Raw genomic sequence first — 20513 nt, 5'->3', positions numbered from 1 at the left:
AATGGAGCGCAAGGATGTGCCAAGGGGCAGAGTTCACTGCGTTACATAAAGCTGTAGCCCCTGCGCGGCCAGGTATCCGGCCGCGCAGGGGCTGACCGGATCAGCTGTAGACGCGACCCAGCAACTGGCGATGGCTCTCGAACTGGTCGAGAACATCACGCACGATCTGCTCAGGCGCGAAGCCCATCAGGTCGTACTCCTGGCTGCCATCGTGCAGGTACACTTCGGCGCGATAGAAGCGCTGGCGCACCTCTGGCTCGCCCTCGACCGGCGCATCGCTCGGTGCGGCCATGTAACCGTCCAGGCTCACTTCGTAAACGAAAGGGTTGCCCTCTTCCATCATCACCCGCAGGCCCATCATGTTGCGCGACTGGCCAACACGGCTCTCGACATCAAAGCCCAGGGTGCGCAGCTGCTCGGCAGCCTCTTTAAGGGCCGGACTGACCTGCCTGTCCATGAAGCGCTGCACCACTGCCTGGGTCGGCTGCAGCTCCAACTGGCTCAGACGCTCACTGAAACCGCGGCGACCACGGGCAGCCAGCTCGGCACGCTCCTGCTCCACGGCAACGTCCTGCTTCATGGCCTTGTACAGGCCGAACATGAACAGTACCAGCACCACCGAGAACGGCAGGCCCGCCAGCACCACCATGGTCTGCATGGCTTCGAAGTTACCGGCGAACAGCAGGCCAATGGTGACCAGGGTGATGATCACCGACCAGAACACCACCATCCAGTGCGGAGCATCTTCGTCGACCTTGCCACCTTTGCACGACAGGTTGGCCATCATCACCGCGCCGGAGTCGGCCGGAGTGAGGAACAGCACGAAGCCCACGAACACCGCCACACCGATCACGATCTTGGCGGCTGGGAAATACTCCAGCAGCTGGTAGATCGACATCGACGGCTGCTCCAGCGCGGTCTTGCCCAGCTCGACGGCGCCCTGGTTGATCACCAGGTCAAGTGCGGTGTTACCGAAGATCGACAACCAGGCCAGGGTGAAGCCCAGCGGGATCAGCAGTACGCCGCAGACCAGTTGGCGCACGGTACGGCCCTTGGAGATACGGGCAATGAACATGCCGACGAACGGACCCCAGGAGATCCACCACGCCCAGTAGAACACGGTCCACAGGCCTAACCAGCGCTCAGAGTTGCCGGCCTCGCCTTCGTAGACATAAAGGTCGAAAGTCTTCAGTACGATGCCGTTGAGGTAGTCGCCGACGTTCTGCACCAGGCCGTTGAGCAGGTGCAGGGTCTCACCGCCCAGCAGCACGAAGATCAGCAAACCACTGAACAGCATAATGTTCAGGTTGGACAGGCGGCGAATACCGTTTTCCACACCTGATACCGCAGCCACCGTAGCCACGCCGGCCATGACCAGAATCACCACCAGCAGGCTGGTCTGGCTGTGGTCCATGCCGAACAGGTATTCAAGGCCCGAGGACACCTGCATCGCGCCGATCCCCAGGTTGGTCACCAGACCCAGCAGGGTGACGAACATGCCAAAGATATCCACGGCGTTGCCAGCAGCACCCTTGACCCAACGCTCACCGACCAGCGGATACAGTGCCGAGCGCAGCGCCAGCGGCTGATTGTGGCGGTAGGCGAAGTAGCCTACGGCCAGACCGACCAGGGCGTAGATCGCCCAGCCATGCAGCCCCCAGTGCAGGAAGGTCAGTTGCAGGCCCTGGCGCGCGGCCTCGAGGCTGGCAGGGGTGCCCTGGGGCGGATTGAAGTAGTGGTCCAGCGGCTCAGAGGCGCCGAAGTACAGCAACGAGATACCGATACCGGAGGAGAACAGCATGCCGGCCCAGGCGCCGTAGCTGAAGTCGGGCTGGTCATCCTTGCCGCCGAGCTTGAGCTTGCCGTAGTCGGAGAACGCCAGGTAAACGACAAACAGCAGGTAACCGCAGATCACCAGCATGTAGTACCAGCCGAAGGTGCGTGTCAGCCACTTCTGGGCCACGCCCAGTACCTGACCGGCAGTTTCGGGAACAGCGATAAGCAAGGCAGTCAAAACGAGGATCATCAGCGCGGAGGTGAAAAACACTACGCGATTGACCCGTACCCTCTCGGCGGGGGGTTTGGTAAGGGAGGCAGAACTCATTGCACGAATGCTCCGGGCAGTGCGGCTGTGGAGGCTAATCAGTCTTTTCCCGAGCAATTGGTGGAATACCCCCACTGCGTCAGGTGTTATAAAAGCAACTTGGAAACCGTGATCCCGAATAAAAACGTTGCAAAACCAGACAGGTGGTCTGCGCAAATGCCTCGCCAAATCAGCTTGGTGCGCGCATTCGTCACAGAGCACCCCGCCCGCTCCAAGGGCCTGCCGCAGGCGCATGGCCGTTGAGCAAATTCTGCATTTCGCATCGCTAATACCCGTCAACACCTTGTATTACGGGGGTTACGCGATTTCCTGGGGTGTCAATTCGTGCCACTGAAACAGCCTTAGAAACTGTCAATGGCACAAATTGTCGCAGAGCTTATTCTTTATTGATTGAACGTTCAATCAAAACAAAATAGACTGGTCCTCGCCGAGTCAGCCGCACTTCGTCTGCTCGCCAGGCCTGAGGAGATAGCAAGATGCCCAAGGTCGGTATGCAACCCATCCGCCGCCAGCAATTGATCGAAGCTACGCTGCAAGCAGTCGATCAGGTCGGCCTGGGAGATGCCAGCATTGCGCTGATTGCCCGTTTGGCCGGTGTGTCGAACGGCATCATCAGTCACTACTTTCAGGACAAGAACGGCCTGATAGCGGCGACGATGCGCTACATCATGAACATGCTCAACGAGGGCGTGATCGCTCGTCGCCAGGCACTGACCGACGACAGTCCGCGAGCCCACCTGAGGGTGATCATCGAAGGCAACTTCGATGCCAGCCAGGTGAATGGCCCGGCAATGAAAACCTGGTTGGCCTTCTGGGCCTCCAGCATGCACCAGCCGTCCTTGCACAGGTTGCAGCGGATCAACGATCACCGCCTGTATTCCAACCTGTGCTGCCAGTTCCGCCGCGCCATGCCGCTCGATGAAGCGCGCACCGCCGCCCGCGGCCTGGCTGCCTTGATCGACGGGCTGTGGCTGCGCGGAGCGCTGTCGGGCGACGCCTTCGACACCGACCAGGCGATACAGATCGCTTACGAATACCTGGAACTACAACTGGCTAAACAGCAGCGCCCGGACACGCAACCACCGGCCTCTGAAAAAATGCGCACAGCCCTTGCCCAGCCGGCCGGAGCGTGACGCGAAAGCCACTCACACACTGCACTTGCGAGGACACTATGGCCCGTTTCGGAACGCAAAAACTCTACATTGACGGCGGTTATGTCGACGCTGGCAGCGATGCCACCTTCGAAGCCATCAACCCGGCGACCGGCGAAGTCCTCGCCCACGTGCAGCGCGCCACTCAGGCCGACGTCGAGAAAGCCGTCGAAAGCGCCGAGCGCGGTCAGAAAATTTGGGCCGCAATGACTGCCATGCAGCGTTCGCGCATCCTGCGCCGTGCCGTCGACATTCTGCGCGAGCGCAACGACGAGCTGGCCATGCTGGAAACGCTGGACACCGGCAAGTCGTACTCCGAAACCCGCTACGTCGACATCGTCACTGGCGCCGACGTGCTGGAATACTACGCAGGCCTGGTACCGGCCATCGAAGGCGAGCAGATTCCGCTGCGTGAAAGCTCGTTCGTCTACACCCGCCGCGAGCCGCTGGGCGTGACCGTCGGTATCGGTGCCTGGAACTACCCGATCCAGATCGCCCTGTGGAAGTCCGCCCCGGCCCTGGCCGCCGGCAACGCGATGATCTTCAAGCCTTCGGAAGTCACCTCGCTGACCACCCTGAAACTGGCGGAGATCTACACCGAAGCCGGCCTGCCGGACGGCGTATTCAACGTGCTGACCGGCAGCGGCCGCGAAGTCGGCACCTGGCTGACCGAACACCCACGCATCGAGAAAGTTTCCTTCACCGGCGGCACCACCACCGGCAAGAAAGTCATGGCCAGCGCTTCGAGCTCCTCGCTCAAGGAAGTCACCATGGAGCTGGGTGGCAAGTCGCCGCTGATCATCTGCGCCGACGCCGACCTGGACAAGGCCGCCGACATCGCCATGATGGCCAACTTCTACAGCTCCGGTCAGGTCTGCACCAACGGTACCCGCGTGTTCATCCCTGCCCAGATGAAAGCGGCCTTCGAAGCCAAGATCGCCGAGCGCGTTGCCCGTATCCGCGCCGGCAACCCGGAAGACGAAAACACCAATTTCGGCCCGCTGGTCAGCTTCCAGCACATGGAAAGCGTTCTGGGCTACATCGCCAAGGGCAAGCAAGAGGGTGCCCGCGTACTGTGCGGCGGCGAGCGTCTGACCGAAGGTGATTTCGCCAAGGGTGCCTTCGTGGCCCCGACCGTGTTCACCGATTGCACCGACGACATGACCATCGTCAAGGAAGAGATCTTCGGCCCGGTGATGAGCATCCTCACCTACGAAACCGAAGAAGAAGTCATCCGTCGCGCCAATGACACCGAATACGGCCTGGCCGCAGGCGTGTGCACCAACGACATCACCCGCGCCCACCGCATCATCCACAAGCTCGAAGCCGGCATCTGCTGGATCAACGCCTGGGGTGAATCGCCGGCCGAAATGCCGGTCGGTGGCTACAAGCAGTCGGGCGTCGGCCGTGAAAACGGCATCAGCTCGCTGGCGCAATACACTCGCATCAAGTCGGTCCAGGTCGAACTGGGCGGCTACTCGTCGGTCTTCTAAGAAACTCAGCTCCAGGCCGCGAGCTACTAGCTGCAAGCAAGAGCCGGTTGCATCCACGCCACCGGCCCTTGCAGCCCTAATCCATTCGCGAGCTTCGCACGGCTGTGTTTTCTTGCAGCTTGTAGCTTGAAGCTTGCCGCTGCTTTCGAGGAGAAAGCCCATGGAATACGATTACATCATCGTTGGTGCCGGCTCGGCCGGTAACACCCTGGCCACTCGCCTGACTGAAGACGCCAGCGTCACCGTCCTGCTGCTCGAAGCCGGTGGCCCCGACTACCGCTTCGACTTCCGCACCCAGATGCCGGCCGCCCTGGCATTCCCGCTCCAAGGCCGTCGCTACAACTGGGCCTACGAGACCGACCCGGAGCCGCATATGGACGGCCGCCGCATGGAATGTGGCCGCGGCAAGGGCCTGGGTGGTTCCTCGCTGATCAACGGCATGTGCTACATCCGCGGTAACGCCCTGGACTTCGACGGCTGGGCTAAGTTGCCGGGCCTGGAAGACTGGGCTTACCTGGACTGCCTGCCGTACTTCCGCAAGGCGGAAACCCGTGACATCGGCCCCAACGATTACCACGGTGGCGAAGGCCCGCTCAGCGTTGCCACGCCCAAAGCTGGCAACAACCCGCTGTTCAACGCCATGGTCGAGGCCGGCGTCCAGGCCGGTTACCCGCGCACTGAAGACCTGAACGGCTACCAGCAGGAAGGCTTCGGTCCGATGGACCGTTCGGTGACCAAGAACGGCCGCCGCTCCAGCACCGCCCGCGGTTACCTGGACCAGGCCAAGAAGCGCCCGAACCTGACCATCGTCACCCATGCCCTGAGCGACCGCGTGCTGTTCGAAGGCAAGCGCGCCGTTGGCGTGACCTACCTGGTCGGCGACAGTGAAGAGCGCGTCGAAGCCCGCGCCCGCAAGGAAGTCATCGTAAGCTCTGGCGCCATCGCCTCGCCGCAACTGCTGCAGCGCTCCGGCGTGGGCCCGCGCGCCCTACTGGAGAGCCTCGACATCCCGGTCGTGCACGACCTGCCGGGCGTCGGCGAGAACCTGCAGGATCACCTCGAGCTTTACCTGCAATACGCCTGCACCCAGCCGGTGTCGCTGTACCCGTCGCTGCTGTGGTGGAACCAGCCGGCCATCGGTGCCGAGTGGCTTTTCAACGGCACCGGTATCGGCGCCAGCAACCAGTTCGAGGCAGGCGGTTTCATCCGTACCCGCCCTGAGTTCGAATGGCCGAACATTCAGTACCACTTCCTGCCTGTCGCGATTAACTACAACGGTTCCAACGGCGTGAAGGAACACGGTTTCCAGGCACATATGGGCTCGATGCGTTCGCCTAGCCGTGGCCGCATCCAGGTCAAGTCCAAGGACCCTCGCCAGCACCCGAGCATCCTGTTCAACTACATGGCCACCGAGCAGGACTGGCAGGAGTTCCGTGACGGTATCCGCCTGACTCGCGAGATCATGGCCCAGCCAGCGCTGGACCCGTACCGTGGCCGCGAAATCAGCCCGGGCGCGCACGTCCAGACGGACGAAGAGCTGGACAAGTTCATCCGCGAGCACGCCGAAACCGCCTTCCACCCGTCCTGCTCGTGCAAGATGGGTACCGACGACATGGCGGTGGTCGATGGCGAAGGCCGCGTGCACGGCATGCAGGGCCTGCGTGTAGTGGATGCGTCGATCATGCCGATCATCATCACCGGCAACCTCAACGCCACCACGATCATGATCGCCGAGAAAATTTCGGACAAGATCCGCAACCGCAAGCCGCTGCCTCGCAGCACTGCCAAGTACTACGTGGCCAACGGCGCCCCGGTAAAAGGCAAGCCAATGCGTGAAGTGAAGCAGGCCTGACCTGCAACAGCCTCATCGCCGGCATAGGCAACACAAGGAAAGGCACCCACCGCGGTGCCTTTTCTACATCTGCAGAAACGCTTTACATGCTGCCAATTCATCAGGTTAGAATCGATTGGCACGCGACCTGCTAGTTCTTCAAAGCTATCGAGTCCTCTTCCCCGCGTTATCCCGGAGTACCTGCCTTTGGATGCAAGCACCATCAACAGCCTGTTCCTGATCGGCGCATTGCTGGTGGGCGCAAGTATCCTGGTCAGTTCGCTGTCGTCGCGCCTTGGCATTCCAATCCTGGTCATCATCCTCGCGGTCGGCATGCTCGCAGGCGTGGATGGTGGCGGCATCATCTTCAACAACTACCCGACCGCCTACCTGGTGGGCAACCTGGCACTGGCGGTGATCCTGCTCGACGGCGGCCTGCGCACGCGGGTAGCGAGCTTCCGCGTGGCTTTGTGGCCGGCGTTGTCGCTTGCCACCGTCGGCGTGATGATCACCACTGCCCTCACCGGACTGGTCGCGGCCTGGCTGTTTGACCTCAGCCTCATCCAGGGCCTGCTGATCGGCGCCATCGTCGGCTCCACAGACGCCGCAGCGGTGTTCTCGCTGCTCGGGGGCAAAGGCCTGAACGAACGGGTCACGGCCACGCTGGAGATCGAATCGGGCAGCAACGACCCCATGGCCGTATTCCTCACCGTCACCCTGATCGACATGATCGCCAGCGGTCAGACAGGGCTGCACTGGAGCCTGCTGGGGCACCTGCTGCGCGAGTTCGGCATCGGTGGCCTGCTGGGCCTGGGCGGTGGCTGGCTGATGCTGCAACTGGTCAACCGGATCAACCTGGCCGGTGGCCTGTACCCTATTCTGGTCATCGCTGGCGGGCTGGCGGTGTTCTCACTGACCAACGCCCTGCACGGCAGCGGCTTCCTAGCCGTTTACCTGTGCGGCCTGGTGCTGGGCAACAAACCGATCCGCAGCCGTCACGGCATCCTGCACATGCTCGACGGCATGGCCTGGCTCGCCCAGATCGGCATGTTCCTGGTGTTGGGGCTGCTGGTCACCCCGCATGACCTGCTGCCGATCGCCCTGCCGGCGCTGGGCCTGGCGCTGTGGATGATCCTGATCGCGCGGCCGCTGTCGGTGGTTGCCGCCCTGCTGCCGTTCAAGGCCTTCCACGGCCGCGAGAAAGCCTTCATTTCCTGGGTCGGCCTGCGCGGCGCGGTACCCATCATCCTCGCGGTGTTTCCGCTGATGGCCGGGCTGCCTGACGCGCAGCTGTTCTTCAACCTGGCGTTCTTCATCGTGCTGGTATCGCTGCTGGTACAGGGCACCAGCCTGCCGTGGATGGCCAAGCTGTTGAAAGTCACGGTACCACCGGACCCGGCGCCGATCTCGCGCTCTGCGCTCGAGGTGCACATCACCAGCGAGTGGGAGTTGTTCGTCTATCGCCTGGGTGCGGAGAAGTGGTGCATCGGTGCCGCCCTGCGCGAACTGAAGATGCCCGAGGGCACGCGTATTGCCGCACTGTTCCGTGGCGAACAGTTATTGCATCCCTCCGGCAGCACCGTACTCGAAGTCGGCGACATGCTCTGCGTGATCGGCCACGAACATAACCTGCCAGCGCTGGGCAAGCTGTTCAGCCAAGCCCCGCAACGCGGCCTGGACCTGCGTTTCTTCGGCGACTTCGTGCTCGAGGGCGATGCCGAACTGGGCGCGGTGGCAGCTCTTTACGGCCTGAAACTCGACGGCCTGGACGCAAAAATGCCGCTGGCGCAGTTCATCCGACAGAAGGTCGGGGGCGCTCCAGTAGTGGGCGATCAGGTGGAATGGCACGGCACGATCTGGACCGTGGCGACCATGGACGGGAACAAGATCCAGAAAGTGGGCGTCAGATTCCCCGAAGGAACGCGACCCGGACCAGGATTGTTCCTCTAAACTCCGAATCTGCATGATCCACAAGTAGTCTGCCTATGTCCCTGCGCGTGTACCTTCGCACAGCCCTGCTCGGGCTGTGCCTGTCCCTGTCGTTCGCCGCTGCTGCGGCCGAAGCGCCGAGCGCTGCCAGTATCCAGAACAGCCTCGACAAGATCGCCGAACGCAAGCTGCCCGAGGCCGATCAGAAGGCCTTGCAGCAGGTGCTCGAACAAACCCTGAGCCTGCTTGCCAACAAGGAAGACAGCGAGAAGAAGCTTGCCGCGCTCAAGCAGCAGCTGGCTGACGCCCCCAAAGAGACCAGCGACAGCCAGAAAGAACTGGCCAAGCTCAAGGCCAGCAAGCCACAACCGGTCGCCCAGCGCTACGCCAGCCTTAGCGTGCCGCAACTGGAGCAGATGCTCAGCGAACGCAACACCCTGCAGGGCGAGCTGCAAAAAGCGCTGTCCGACGCCAACAGCCTGATCATCAATTCGCAGACCCGCCCCGAGCGCGCTCAGGCTGAGATCAGCAACAACCAGACCCGCAGCCAGCAGATCAACACTATCCTCAAGAGCGGCAAGGATGGCGGCAAATCAATCAATGCCGACCAGCGTAACCAGCTCAATGCGGAACTGGCTTCGCTCAACGCCGTGACCCTGCTGCGCCGCCAGGAGCTGGCCGGCAACGGCCTGCTGCAAGACCTGGGCAACGCCCGCCACGACCTGCTGATTGAACGCACCGCTCGCCTGGAGCAGGAAATCCAGGACCTGCAGACGCTGATCAATGAGAAGCGTCTGGCCCAATCCCAGCAAACCGTCACCCAGCAGTCGATCGAAGCGCAGAAGGCTGGTGGCAGCAGCCTGCTGGCCAGCGAAAGCGCAGCCAACCTCAAGCTCTCTGACTACCTGCTCAAGAGCACCGACCGCCTTAACGAGCTGACCCAGCAGAACCTGCGCACCAAGCAGCAGCTCGACAGCCTGACCCAGGCCGACCAGGCCCTGGACGAGCAGATCAGCGTACTCAAAGGCAGCCTGCTGCTGTCGAAGATCCTCTACAAGCAGAAACAAGCCCTGCCGCATCTGAAGCTTGACCGCGACCTGGCAGACCAGATCGCCGACATCCGCCTGTACCAGTTCGAGATCAACCAGCAACGCGAGCAGATGAGCAGCCCGGTGACCTACGTCGACAAACTGCTGGCCAACCAGCCGCAGCAAGACGTCACCCCGGCCTTGCGCAAGGCTCTGCTGGAAGTGGCGATCACCCGCAGCGACCTGCTCGAGCGCCTTAACCGCGAGCTGTCGGCCCTGCTCAACGAATCGATCACCCTGCAGCTCAACCAGAAGCAGCTGCTCAGCACTGCGCAAGGCCTGCGCACCACGCTCGACGAGCAGATGTTCTGGATCCCGAGCAACAAGCCGCTGGACTGGGACTGGTTGAAGACTGTTCCGGAACGCTTTGCCAAGCAGGTCGCCGACCTGCCCTGGGGCTCTGGCCTGAAGGAGCTGGGCGACGGGCTGAGCCAGCGCCCATTGCTGTTCCTGCCGTTGCTGCTGGTGATCGGCGCCCTGCTGTGGCGCCGCAAGTACCTCTACCAACGGCTGAACAAGGTGCACCAGGATATCGGCCATTTCCGCCGTGACAGCCAGTGGCATACGCCCCAGGCGATCCTGATCAACATCCTCCTGGCTATGCCAGTGAGCCTGGGCCTTGCCCTGTGCAGCTATGCCTTGCAGATCGACGCCCGAGGGCAGAATGCCAACCTTGGCTCCGCGCTCTGGCAACTGGCCCAGGCCTGGCTGGTGTTCTACACCGCCTACCGCATCCTCGCTCCCGGCGGAGTGGCAGAAATTCACTTCCGCTGGCACAAGCCTCAGGTCGAGTTCCTGCGCGGCTGGGTGCGCAGGCTCGGCACCGTGGTGCTGGCGCTGGTCGGCGTCGTGGCGGTGGCCGAGCACCAGCCGTCGGCACTGGCCGACGACGTGCTGGGCATCGGGGTAGTGCTGACCTGTTATGCACTGATGGCCTGGCTACTCAGCCGCCTGTTGCTGAGCAGCCCCGCGCACCGCGACGCCTCGCTGTTCCGCAGGGCCGTCGGGCTGGCCTTCACAGCCTTGCCGATCGCCCTGTTCGTGGCGGTCTGCTTTGGCTATTACTACACCGCACTCAAACTCACCGACCGGCTGATCTACACCCTTTACCTGCTGATGTTCTGGCTGGTGATCGAGGCCGCCTTCGTACGCGGCCTGTCGGTTGCCGCGAGGCGCCTGGCCTACCAGCGTGCCCTGAGCAAGCGTGCGGCAGCCAAGGAAGGCCTGGATGGCGAAGTCATTACCGAGGAGCCGACGCTGGACATCGAGCAGGTCAACCAGCAGTCGTTGCGCCTGATCCGCCTGGCCTTGCTCGGTGGCTTCATTGCCGGCCTGTACTGGGTGTGGGCCGACTTGATCACGGTGTTCGCCTACCTCAACAACTTCACCCTGTACGAATACACCAGCGGTACCGGCACGGCCGCCAGCATGGTGCCGATCAGCCTCGGCGACCTGCTTGGTGCACTGGTGATCGTCGGCATTACCTTCGCCCTGGCCGGCAACTTGCCGGGCCTGCTGGAGGTGCTGGTGCTGTCGCGGCTGAACCTGGCCCAGGGCAGCGCCTATGCCACCACCACCCTGCTGTCGTACACCATCGTCGGGATCGGCATCGTCAGTACCCTGTCGACCCTCGGCGTAAGCTGGGACAAGTTGCAGTGGCTGGTGGCAGCCCTTTCGGTCGGCTTGGGCTTCGGCATGCAGGAGATCTTCGCCAACTTCATCTCCGGCATCATGATCCTGTTCGAGCGCCCGGTGCGCATCGGCGACACCATCACCATCGGCAACCTGTCCGGCACCGTGAGCAAGATCCGTATCCGCGCCACCACCATCACCGACTTCGACCGCAAGGACATCATCGTCCCCAACAAGACCTTCATCACCGGCCAGCTGATCAACTGGTCGCTGACCGATACGGTCACCCGCGTCACACTGAAACTGGGCATCGACTACGGCTCCGACCTGGACCTAGTGCGCGAGCTGCTGCTCAAGGGCGCCCACGAGAACCCACGGGTGCTCAAGGACCCGGAGCCGCTCGTGTACTTCCTCAATTTCGGCGAAAGCTCGCTGGACCACGAACTGCGCATGCATGTACGGGACCTGGGCGACCGCAACCCGACGCTGGACGAGATCAACCGCTTTATCAATCGCGAGTTCAAAGCGCACAACATCAAGATCTCTGTTCGCCAGGTCGAGGTGTACCTGATGGACATGCAGGGCGGCAAGCAGCAGCTGATACCGGTGGAGCAGCCAAAACCGGATGGTACTCAACCAGTGTGAGTAGACGCCGTAGCGCTTGAACACCCAAAATACATACGAGGGCTGCGCCCTCGATCGCCGGCAAGCCGGCTCCCACAGGGTCCGCGCCGCTGCGATAGTCATGTGGGAGCCGGCTTGCCGGCGATTGGGCCGCAAAGCGGCCCCTTGGCACCGATCCCCAGGAGCAGCCCGTGAAAGCCCTCGACCAACTCACATTCGACAACCGCTTCGCCCGCCTGGGCGATGCGTTCTCCACTCAGGTCCTGCCAGAACCCATCGCAGATCCGCGCCTTGTCATAGCAAGCAAGTCGGCCATGGCCTTGCTCGACCTGGACCCTGCTCAGGCCGATACGCCCGTGTTCGCCGAATTGTTCAGCGGGCACAAGCTCTGGGAAGGGGCCGATCCGCGCGCGATGGTCTATTCCGGCCACCAGTTCGGCTCGTACAACCCGCGCCTGGGCGATGGCCGCGGCCTGCTGCTGGCCGAGGTAGTCAACGACGCGGGCGAGCACTGGGACCTGCACCTCAAGGGTGCTGGCCAGACGCCCTACTCGCGCATGGGCGACGGCCGCGCAGTGCTGCGTTCTTCCATTCGCGAGTTTCTCGCATCCGAGGCCCTGCACGCCTTGGGTATCGCCACCAGCCGGGCACTGTGCGTGATCGGCTCCAGCACCCCGGTATGGCGCGAAACCCGCGAGAGCGCCGCCATGCTCACCCGCCTGGCGCAGAGCCACGTGCGCTTCGGCCACTTCGAATATTTCTACTACACCAAGCAACCGGAACAGCAGCGGGTACTGATCGACCATGTGCTGGAACAACACTACCCCGAATGCCGTGAGGCCGAACAACCATACCTGGCCATGTTCCGCACCATCGTCGAGCGTAACGCCGAACTGATTGCTCACTGGCAGGCGTACGGCTTCTGCCATGGGGTGATGAACACCGACAACATGTCGATCCTGGGCATCACCTTCGATTTTGGCCCTTATGCCTTCCTCGACGACTTCGACGCCAACTTCATCTGCAACCATTCCGATGATCGTGGCCGCTACAGCTATGCCAACCAGGTGCCGATAGCCCACTGGAACCTCAGCGCGCTGGCCCAGGCCCTGACCACCGTGATCGAGGTCGAGCCTCTGAAGGAGGCGCTGGGGCTGTTCCTGCCACTGTACCAGGCGCATTACCTGGACCTGATGCGCCGGCGCCTGGGCCTGACCACGGCCGAGGACGATGACATGGCGCTGGTCGAGCGCCTGCTGCAGCGCATGCAGAGCGGTGGGGTGGACTACAACCTGTTCTTCCGCAGGCTGGGCGATCAACCGGTGGCCGAGGCACTCAAGGGCGTACGCGACGATTTCATCGATCTGGCAGGTTTCGATGCCTGGGGCGCGGACTATCTGGCCCGCTGTGAGCGTGAAGCCGGTAATGGCGATGGGCGCCGCGAGCGTATGCATGCGGTGAACCCGCTGTACGTGCTGCGCAATTACCTGGCGCAAAAAGCCATCGAAGCCGCCGAGGCCGGTGACTACAGTGAAGTGCGGCGGCTGCATCAGGTGCTGAGCACGCCATTCGAGGAACAAGCAGGAATGCAGGCCTACGCCGAGCGACCGCCAGCATGGGGCAAACACTTGGAAATCAGCTGCTCCTCATGATGGCTGACCGCAGTACCGGCCTCATCGCCGGCAAGCCGGCTCCCACAGGGACCCCACTGGACCTGGGTCTTGTGCGAAACCTGTGGGCACCGGCCGGCCGGCGGTAGGGTCCAAACAAACACTACAAGGAAACGACATGTCCGACCCACTGCTGATCCCTTGCCCCCACTGCGACGGCCTCAACCGCCTGCCTGCCACCCGCCTGGGCGATGCGCCGAAATGCGGCCGCTGCAAACAGGATGTGCTGTTGGGCCGGTCGTTCGAGCTCAGCGAACGCAACTACGCCAGCCAGATCAAAGGCGACCTGCCGCTGCTGATCGACGTCTGGGCCGACTGGTGCGGCCCGTGCAAGTCCTTCGCCCCCACCTTCGAACAGGCCGCGCGCCAGCTCAACGGCCGCTGCCGCCTGGCCAAGCTCGACAGTGAAGCCAACCGCAACCTTGCTGGCCAGTTGGGTATCCGTTCGATTCCCAGCCTGATCCTGTTCAAGAACGGCCGCGAAGTCAGCCGCCAGGCTGGCGCGTTTCCACTGCAGTCGTTGCTGGAGTGGCTACGCAGCCAAGGGGTTTAAGCGTTTTCCTCGAGCAGCGAGTGCAGCTCGACAAACTGCTGGGTCAGCTTGTGCCGTGGCTCCAGGTGGATCAGCGGTAAACTGGCGTGGTGCGACTCGCGCATCTTCACCGAACTGCTCAGGTATACAGGCAATACCGGCAGGCCTTCGGCCAGCAGTTCGTCGAGCATCTGCTGGGGCAGGCTGGCGCGGGACTGGAACTGATTGACGACAATGCCTTCGACCACCAGCTCTTCGTTGTGGTCATCCTTCAACTCTTCGATCTCAGCCAGCAGCCCATACAGCGCCTGGCGCGAGAAACTGTCGCAGTCGAACGGGATCAGCACACGGTCTGCCGCAATCAGCGCGGATACCGCATAGAAGTTGAGCGCAGGCGGCGTATCGATGTAGATCCGCTCGTAATCCTCATCGAGCTCGTCGAGCAACTTACGCAGCTTGTTGATCTTGTGCTTGGCCTCAAGCTTGGGCTGCAAATCGGCCAGCTCGGACGTGGCGGTGATCACATGCAGGTTGTCGAACGGGGTTTCGTAGATATCGACCTTGTTCTTCTTGCTGAACGGCCCGCTGGAGAGGCTTTGCTTGAAGAAATCGGCGATGCCCATTGGAATGTCTTCGCCGGTTAGGCCGGTCAGGTACTGAGTCGAGTTGGCCTGGGCATCCAGGTCGATCAGCAGGGTCCGATAACCCTCGCTGGCGCTGACCGCCGCCAGATTGCAAGCGATGCTCGACTTGCCCACGCCACCTTTCTGATTGAACACCACGCGCCGCATGAGAGACCTCCGTGTATCAACGAATGCCCGAGTATGTGGCGGAGCAGCGGCATTGGCCAGCGCCAATTGCCCCACGCCGATGGCAAGGGCTCAATTGACCCCTGCGGTTACGCCCGTCAGCAATTCGGCAAAGGCCTTGGCCATTGCCGACCCGCCATGTTGACGCTGGACCAGCCATACAGCAGAGGTGGCGCCTTCATCCAGAAGCGTTCGGTACACCACGCCCTCGATGCGCATGCGCTGAAAGGAAGCGGGCAGAATCGACACCCCAAGCCCCGCCGACACCAGCCCAATGATGGTCATGGCCTCCCCTGCTTCCTGGGCGAAATGCGGATTGAACCCTGCCTGCCGCGCCAGGCTCAGCAACTGGGCGTGTAACCCACTGCCGTAACTGCGCGGAAAGAACACGAACGGTTCATGGGCCAGCGCGGCCATGTGTACGCCGTGCTCGGTGCCCTCGGCCAGCGCATGTGAGGCATTGATCACCGCCACCAGCGGTTCGCGAAACAGTTCGGTGGCCACCAGCCCTTCCGGCAAGGGCATGGGGCGCATCAGCCCGACCTCGATGGACTCGTCGAACACCCCTTCGGCGACATCGCGGCTGCTCATTTCCTTGAGGTTCAAGTGCACCGCCGGGAAGCGCTGGCGGAAGGCATGAATCGCCTTGGGAATCTTCGAGGTAAACGGCGCCGACGACGTAAAGCCGATCTTCATTTCGCCCAGCTCACCCAATTGCGCACGGCGCGCAACATCGGCCGCCTTCTCCACCTGCGCGAGTACCTGGCGGGCTTCCTCGAGGAACAGCCGCCCGGCCTCACTCAGCTCGACCCGACGATTGGTACGCTCGAACAGGCGCGCGCCCAGTTCCTGTTCAAGGGCCTGGATCTGTTGACTCAGGGGTGGCTGAGAGATACCCAACTGCAGGGCCGCACGCCCGAAGTGCAGCTCTTCGGCAACCGCAATGAAGTAACGCAGGTGGCGCAGTTCCATGAAGCCTCCCTAATAGGTCGTAAAACATCTTAAATAGGTCGAACAATATATTGGATCTAATCATTAGCCAGCTATATGCTTTTTCCATTGCGCCAGAGGTACCCGCCCGTGAAAACTGCTGTAGCCCCCCTTCCTGCCGACCCCGAGCCTGCCCCGCTGAACGATATCTGGATCGAGAAAGGCACCCCTGCCTTCATGAAGACCGTATTGGCCCTTTTCAGCGGCGGCTTCGCGACCTTCGCCCTGCTGTATTGCGTGCAGCCGATGATGCCGCTGCTGTCGCAGGAGTTTTCGATCAATGCCGCGCAGAGCAGCCTGGTACTGTCGGTGTCGACCGGCATGCTGGCGTTCGGCCTGCTGATCACCGGGCCGATTTCCGACCGCATCGGGCGCAAGCCGGTGATGGTTTTTGCGCTGCTCTGCGCAGCGTTATCGACCATCGTCAGCGCGGTGATGCCGACGTGGGAAGGCGTACTCGCCACGCGGGCGTTGGTGGGTCTGTCGCTGAGCGGCCTGGCGGCTGTGGCGATGACCTACCTGAGTGAAGAAATCCACCCGCAGCACATTGGCCTGGCCATGGGCTTGTATATCGGTGGCAATGCCATCGGCGGCATGAGCGGCCGCCTGATCACCGGTGTTCTGATCGACTTCGTCAGCTGGCACACGGCAATGCTGACCATCGGCGGCCTGGCCCTGATCGCCGCGCTGGTGTTCTGGAAGGTGCTACCCGAATCGCGAAATTTCAGGGCGCAGACGCTCAAACCGCGCAGCCTGCTGGACGGCTTCGTCATACACTTCAAGGACGCGGGCCTGCCTTGGCTGTTCCTCGAAGCCTTCCTGCTGATGGGCGCGTTCGTCACCCTGTTCAACTACATCGGCTATCGCTTGCTGGCCGAGCCCTATCACATGAACCAGGCGCTGGTCGGTCTGCTCTCGGTGGTCTATCTGTCGGGTATCTACAGCTCGGCGCAAGTGGGTGCGCTGGCAGATAAACTTGGGCGCCGGCGGGTGTTCTGGGCGAGCATTCTGGTCATGGCGGCCGGGCTGTTGATGACATTGGCCAGCCCACTGGTGATGATTATCGTTGGGATGCTGATCTTTACTTTCGGCTTCTTCGGAGCGCACTCGGTGGCCAGCAGCTGGATCGGCCGCCGAGCGCTGAAGGCCAAGGGGCAGGCTTCTTCGCTGTACCTGTTCTGCTATTACGCGGGATCGAGTGTGGCCGGGACGGCAGGCGGGGTATTCTGGCACCAATGGGGCTGGAGTGGCATCGGGCTGTTCATCGGCAGCCTCCTGGCGGTAGCGTTGCTGGTGGCGTTGCACCTTAGCAAGCTGGCGCCCAAGGCTGCCTGAAACAGGGCTGCTCTGCAGCCGAATCACCGGCAAGCCGGCTCCCACAGGTAAACCACTGTAATCAAGGGCAGTGGGATACCTGTGGGAGCCGGCTTGCCGGCGATTGGGGCTTCAGATCAGTTCAGGATCTCGACAATGTCCACATCCACTTCACGGCTCATCAGGTGCTTTTCCACCTCACCGGTCAGCTTGACCTTGGTCTTGTCGTTGAACGGCGTCGGCGGCAGGTCTTCATCGTCGATCTCAACGGTGATGGTGCCGGTGCTGTCCTTGAATTCGTACTTGTCGTCGTTGTCGATCTTCTTGGTGACATAGCCCTGCAGCACCACGGGGGTGTCATCGGCTGCGTCACTGGCAGCGGCAACGGTAGTCACCGACTGGGCGCCCGGGCCGGTGTAGCCGGCGGCCAATGCAGCGGTGCTGAACAAGGGGGCGAGGATCAGGGCAAGGTAACGAGTTTTCATGAGGATCGGGTCCTGTTTCGGTTTCGATGGGACCAGATTAGCGACGATCGCTGAATTAAAACTTAATGCAACAAAAACCTGCCCGCAGGCTAGTGCCGGTCAGTTAGCGCTATCAGGGCCGCTTTGCGGCCCCAATCGCTTGCCTGACTAGCATTCAGATCACTGGTGATACTGCGCCGACAGCTCATGCACGGCGTTGATGAACACACCCGCATGCTCCGGGTCGACCTCCGGCGTAATGCCGTGACCGAGGTTGAACACATGGCCGGTACCTTTGCCATAGCTCGCCAGGATACGTGCCACTTCGTTGCGAATGGCCTCGGGCTTGGCGTACAGCACGGTCGGGTCCATGTTGCCTTGCAGGGCAACCTTGTCGCCAACGCGGCGGCGGGCGTCGCCGATCTCGCAGGTCCAGTCCAGGCCCAGGGCATCAGCGCCGGCTTCGGCGATGCTCTCCAGCCACAGGCCGCCGTTCTTGGTGAACAGGATTACCGGCACCTTGCGCCCATCGTGCTCACGGATCAGGCCGCTGACGATCTTGCGCATGTAGGCCAGGGAGAACTCCTGATACGCCGCCGCCGACAGGTTGCCGCCCCAGGTATCGAAGATCTGCACGGCCTGGGCGCCAGCCAGGATCTGCCCGTTGAGGTAGCTGGTGACCGACTGTGCCAGCTTGTCCAGCAACAAGTGCAGGGCTTGCGGGTTGTCGTAGGCCATCGCCTTGGTCTTGCGGAAGTCTTTGGACGAACCGCCTTCGACCATGTAGGTGGCCAAGGTCCACGGGCTGCCGGAGAAACCGATCAGCGGCACACGGCCGTTCAGCTCGCGCCGAATGGTACTGACGGCATCCATCACGTAGCCGAGGTCTTTTTGCGGATCAGGGATTAGCAGGGCTTCGATGTCGGCCGGGGTGCTGATGACCTTCTTGAAACGCGGACCTTCGCCTGTCTCGAAGTACAGGCCCAGGCCCATGGCATCAGGAATGGTGAGGATGTCCGAGAACAGGATCGCTGCGTCAAGCGGGTAGCGCTCCAGCGGCTGCAGGGTGACCTCACAGGCGAACTGCGGGTTCATGCACAGGCTCATGAAGTCACCGGCCTTGGCGCGGCTGGCGCGGTATTCCGGCAGGTAGCGGCCGGCCTGGCGCATCATCCATACAGGGGTGACGTCTACGGGTTGCTTGAGCAGTGCACGCAGGAAACGATCGTTCTTCAGGGCAGTCATGTCGGCATCCGGCAAAAAAGTGCGGGCATTTTCTCAGACGCCAGCGCAAAAGGCACGGTTGAGACCATGCGTTTTGTCTATTGGGTGCCGTGGATCAAGCAATTTTGTATACAAAAAATGATGGGGCCGCTGTCCGGCCCCATCGGAGCCATCAGACTTCGAGGTAATCCAGGATACCTTCGGCAGCGGTACGACCTTCGAAAATGGCGGTCACCACCAAGTCCGAACCGCGCACCATATCGCCACCGGCGAATATTTTCGGGTTGCTGGTCTGGTGCTTGAACTTGCCTTTTTCCGGGGCCACCACGCGGCCTTGGCTGTCCATCTGGATGCCATGCTGCTCGAACCAGGGTGCCGGGCTCGGGCGGAAGCCGAACGCGATCACCACGGCGTCCGCCGGGAGGATTTCTTCGGAGCCCGGGATTGGCTCAGGGCTGCGGCGGCCACGGGCATCAGGCTCGCCAAGACGGGTCTCGACCACCTTCACGCCTTCGACCTTGTCTTCACCGACAATGGCGATCGGCTGACGGTTGTAGAGGAATTTCACGCCTTCTTCCTTGGCGTTCTTAACCTCTTTGCGCGAGCCCGGCATGTTGGCTTCGTCACGACGGTAGGCACAGGTCACCGCCTTGGCGCCCTGGCGGATCGAGGTGCGGTTGCAGTCCATTGCGGTGTCGCCACCGCCCAGCACCACGACTTTCTTGCCCTGCATGTCGATGAAGTCTTCCGGCGACTTCTCGAAGCCCAGGTTGCGGTTGACGTTGGCGATCAGGAAGTCCAGCGCGTCATGCACGCCAGGCAGATCCTCGCCTGGGAAGCCGCCCTTCATGTAGGTGTAGGTACCCATACCCATGAACACGGCGTCATACTCGGCGAGCAGCTGTTCCATGGTGATGTCGGTGCCCACTTCGGTGTTCAGGCGGAACTCGATACCCATGCCGGTGAAGACTTCGCGACGATTGCTCAGCACGGTCTTTTCCAGCTTGAACTCAGGGATGCCGAAGGTCAGCAAGCCGCCGATTTCAGGGTTCTTGTCAAACACCACCGGGGTAACCCCGGCGCGCACCAGCACGTCGGCACAGCCCAGGCCCGCCGGGCCAGCACCGATGATGGCAACGCGCTTGCCGGTCGGTTTGACCTTGGACATGTCCGGGCGCCAGCCCATGGCGAAAGCGGTGTCGGTGATGTACTTCTCCACCGAACCGATGGTCACCGCGCCGAAGCCATCGTTCAGTGTGCAGGCACCCTCGCACAGGCGGTCCTGCGGGCACACACGGCCGCAGACTTCCGGCAGGGTATTGGTCTGGTGCGAGAGTTCCGCCGCAGCCAGGATGTTGCCTTCGGAGACCAGCTTCAACCAGTTAGGGATGAAGTTGTGCACCGGGCACTTCCACTCGCAATACGGGTTACCGCAGCCCAGGCAGCGGTGTGCCTGCTCTACGGACTGCTGGGGTTTGAAGGGCTCGTAGATTTCCACGAACTCCTTCTTGCGCTGGCGCAGCAGCTTTTTCTTCGGGTCCTTTCGGCCCACTTCGATGAACTGGAAGTCGTTACTCAGACGTTCAGCCATTTTTCAAAACCTCTTAACAGCAGCTGCAAGCTACAAGCTGCAAGCCGCAAGACGATCACTTAAGCCG

The 20513-nt window shown here is 62.0% G+C and carries 14 protein-coding genes; 8 read left to right on the top strand and 6 right to left on the bottom strand.

What is annotated here, in order from left to right; translation table 11 throughout:
- Positions 1 to 100 precede the first annotated feature (100 nt).
- A complete protein-coding gene (locus JET17_RS02025) occupies positions 101 to 2047 on the bottom strand; it encodes a BCCT family transporter (protein ID WP_233100461.1) in 1947 nt (648 codons plus the stop codon).
- 533 nt (positions 2048 to 2580) lie between these two features.
- Here JET17_RS02025 and betI point away from each other — a divergent pair.
- From betI to trxC, 7 genes are all read left to right on the top strand, one after another.
- On the top strand, positions 2581 to 3237 hold the full coding sequence (gene betI / locus JET17_RS02020) for a transcriptional regulator BetI (RefSeq protein WP_012312346.1): 657 nt from the start codon (positions 2581 to 2583) through the stop codon (positions 3235 to 3237).
- A 38-nt stretch (positions 3238 to 3275) separates the two neighbouring features.
- The gene (gene betB, locus JET17_RS02015) at positions 3276 to 4748 is read left to right on the top strand and encodes a betaine-aldehyde dehydrogenase (protein ID WP_012312345.1); all 1473 of its coding nucleotides are present in this window, start codon (positions 3276 to 3278) and stop codon (positions 4746 to 4748) included.
- A gap of 160 nt (positions 4749 to 4908) precedes the next feature.
- The gene (betA, locus tag JET17_RS02010) at positions 4909 to 6600 is read left to right on the top strand and encodes a choline dehydrogenase (protein WP_012312344.1); all 1692 of its coding nucleotides are present in this window, start codon (positions 4909 to 4911) and stop codon (positions 6598 to 6600) included.
- A 186-nt stretch (positions 6601 to 6786) separates the two neighbouring features.
- Positions 6787 to 8529, top strand: coding sequence for a potassium/proton antiporter (locus tag JET17_RS02005; RefSeq protein WP_012312343.1), 1743 nt, complete (start codon positions 6787 to 6789; stop codon positions 8527 to 8529).
- A gap of 35 nt (positions 8530 to 8564) precedes the next feature.
- Entirely contained in the window at positions 8565 to 11873 is a 3309-nt protein-coding gene (mscK, locus tag JET17_RS02000) for a mechanosensitive channel MscK (protein ID WP_012312342.1), read from the top strand.
- A gap of 170 nt (positions 11874 to 12043) precedes the next feature.
- Positions 12044 to 13504, top strand: coding sequence for a protein adenylyltransferase SelO (gene selO / locus JET17_RS01995; RefSeq protein ID WP_012312341.1), 1461 nt, complete (start codon positions 12044 to 12046; stop codon positions 13502 to 13504).
- A gap of 136 nt (positions 13505 to 13640) precedes the next feature.
- Positions 13641 to 14075, top strand: a complete 435-nt coding sequence (trxC, locus tag JET17_RS01990) for a thioredoxin TrxC (RefSeq protein ID WP_012312340.1) — start codon at positions 13641 to 13643, stop codon at positions 14073 to 14075.
- Here trxC and JET17_RS01985 read toward each other — a convergent pair.
- Positions 14072 to 14845 (bottom strand): ParA family protein, encoded by a 774-nt coding sequence (locus JET17_RS01985; protein ID WP_012312339.1) that lies wholly within the window; start codon positions 14843 to 14845, stop codon positions 14072 to 14074. The genes trxC and JET17_RS01985 overlap by 4 nt on opposite strands.
- A 90-nt stretch (positions 14846 to 14935) precedes the next feature.
- On the bottom strand, positions 14936 to 15835 hold the full coding sequence (locus tag JET17_RS01980; RefSeq protein ID WP_012312338.1) for a LysR family transcriptional regulator: 900 nt from the start codon (positions 15833 to 15835) through the stop codon (positions 14936 to 14938).
- 108 nt (positions 15836 to 15943) lie between these two features.
- Between JET17_RS01980 and JET17_RS01975 the strand changes: the two genes are divergently transcribed.
- On the top strand, positions 15944 to 17188 hold the full coding sequence (locus JET17_RS01975; RefSeq protein WP_012312337.1) for an MFS transporter: 1245 nt from the start codon (positions 15944 to 15946) through the stop codon (positions 17186 to 17188).
- A gap of 116 nt (positions 17189 to 17304) precedes the next feature.
- Here JET17_RS01975 and JET17_RS01970 read toward each other — a convergent pair whose 3' ends face one another.
- From JET17_RS01970 to JET17_RS01960, 3 genes are all read right to left on the bottom strand, one after another.
- Entirely contained in the window at positions 17305 to 17652 is a 348-nt protein-coding gene (locus tag JET17_RS01970) for a YgiW/YdeI family stress tolerance OB fold protein (protein ID WP_012312336.1), read from the bottom strand.
- 159 nt (positions 17653 to 17811) lie between these two features.
- A complete protein-coding gene (gene hemE, locus JET17_RS01965; protein ID WP_012312335.1) occupies positions 17812 to 18876 on the bottom strand; it encodes a uroporphyrinogen decarboxylase in 1065 nt (354 codons plus the stop codon).
- A 151-nt stretch (positions 18877 to 19027) separates the two neighbouring features.
- Positions 19028 to 20446: an FAD-dependent oxidoreductase gene (locus JET17_RS01960; protein ID WP_012312334.1), complete on the bottom strand. Its 1419-nt coding sequence runs from the start codon at positions 20444 to 20446 to the stop codon at positions 19028 to 19030.
- Between the last annotated feature and the right edge of the window lie 67 nt (positions 20447 to 20513).

It is taken from the genome of Pseudomonas putida (assembly GCF_016406145.1).
GTDB classification, from domain to species: domain Bacteria; phylum Pseudomonadota; class Gammaproteobacteria; order Pseudomonadales; family Pseudomonadaceae; genus Aquipseudomonas; species Aquipseudomonas putida_E.
The sequence above is the reverse complement of the archived record's forward strand: the minus strand, read 5'-3'. Positions and strand labels throughout refer to the sequence as shown.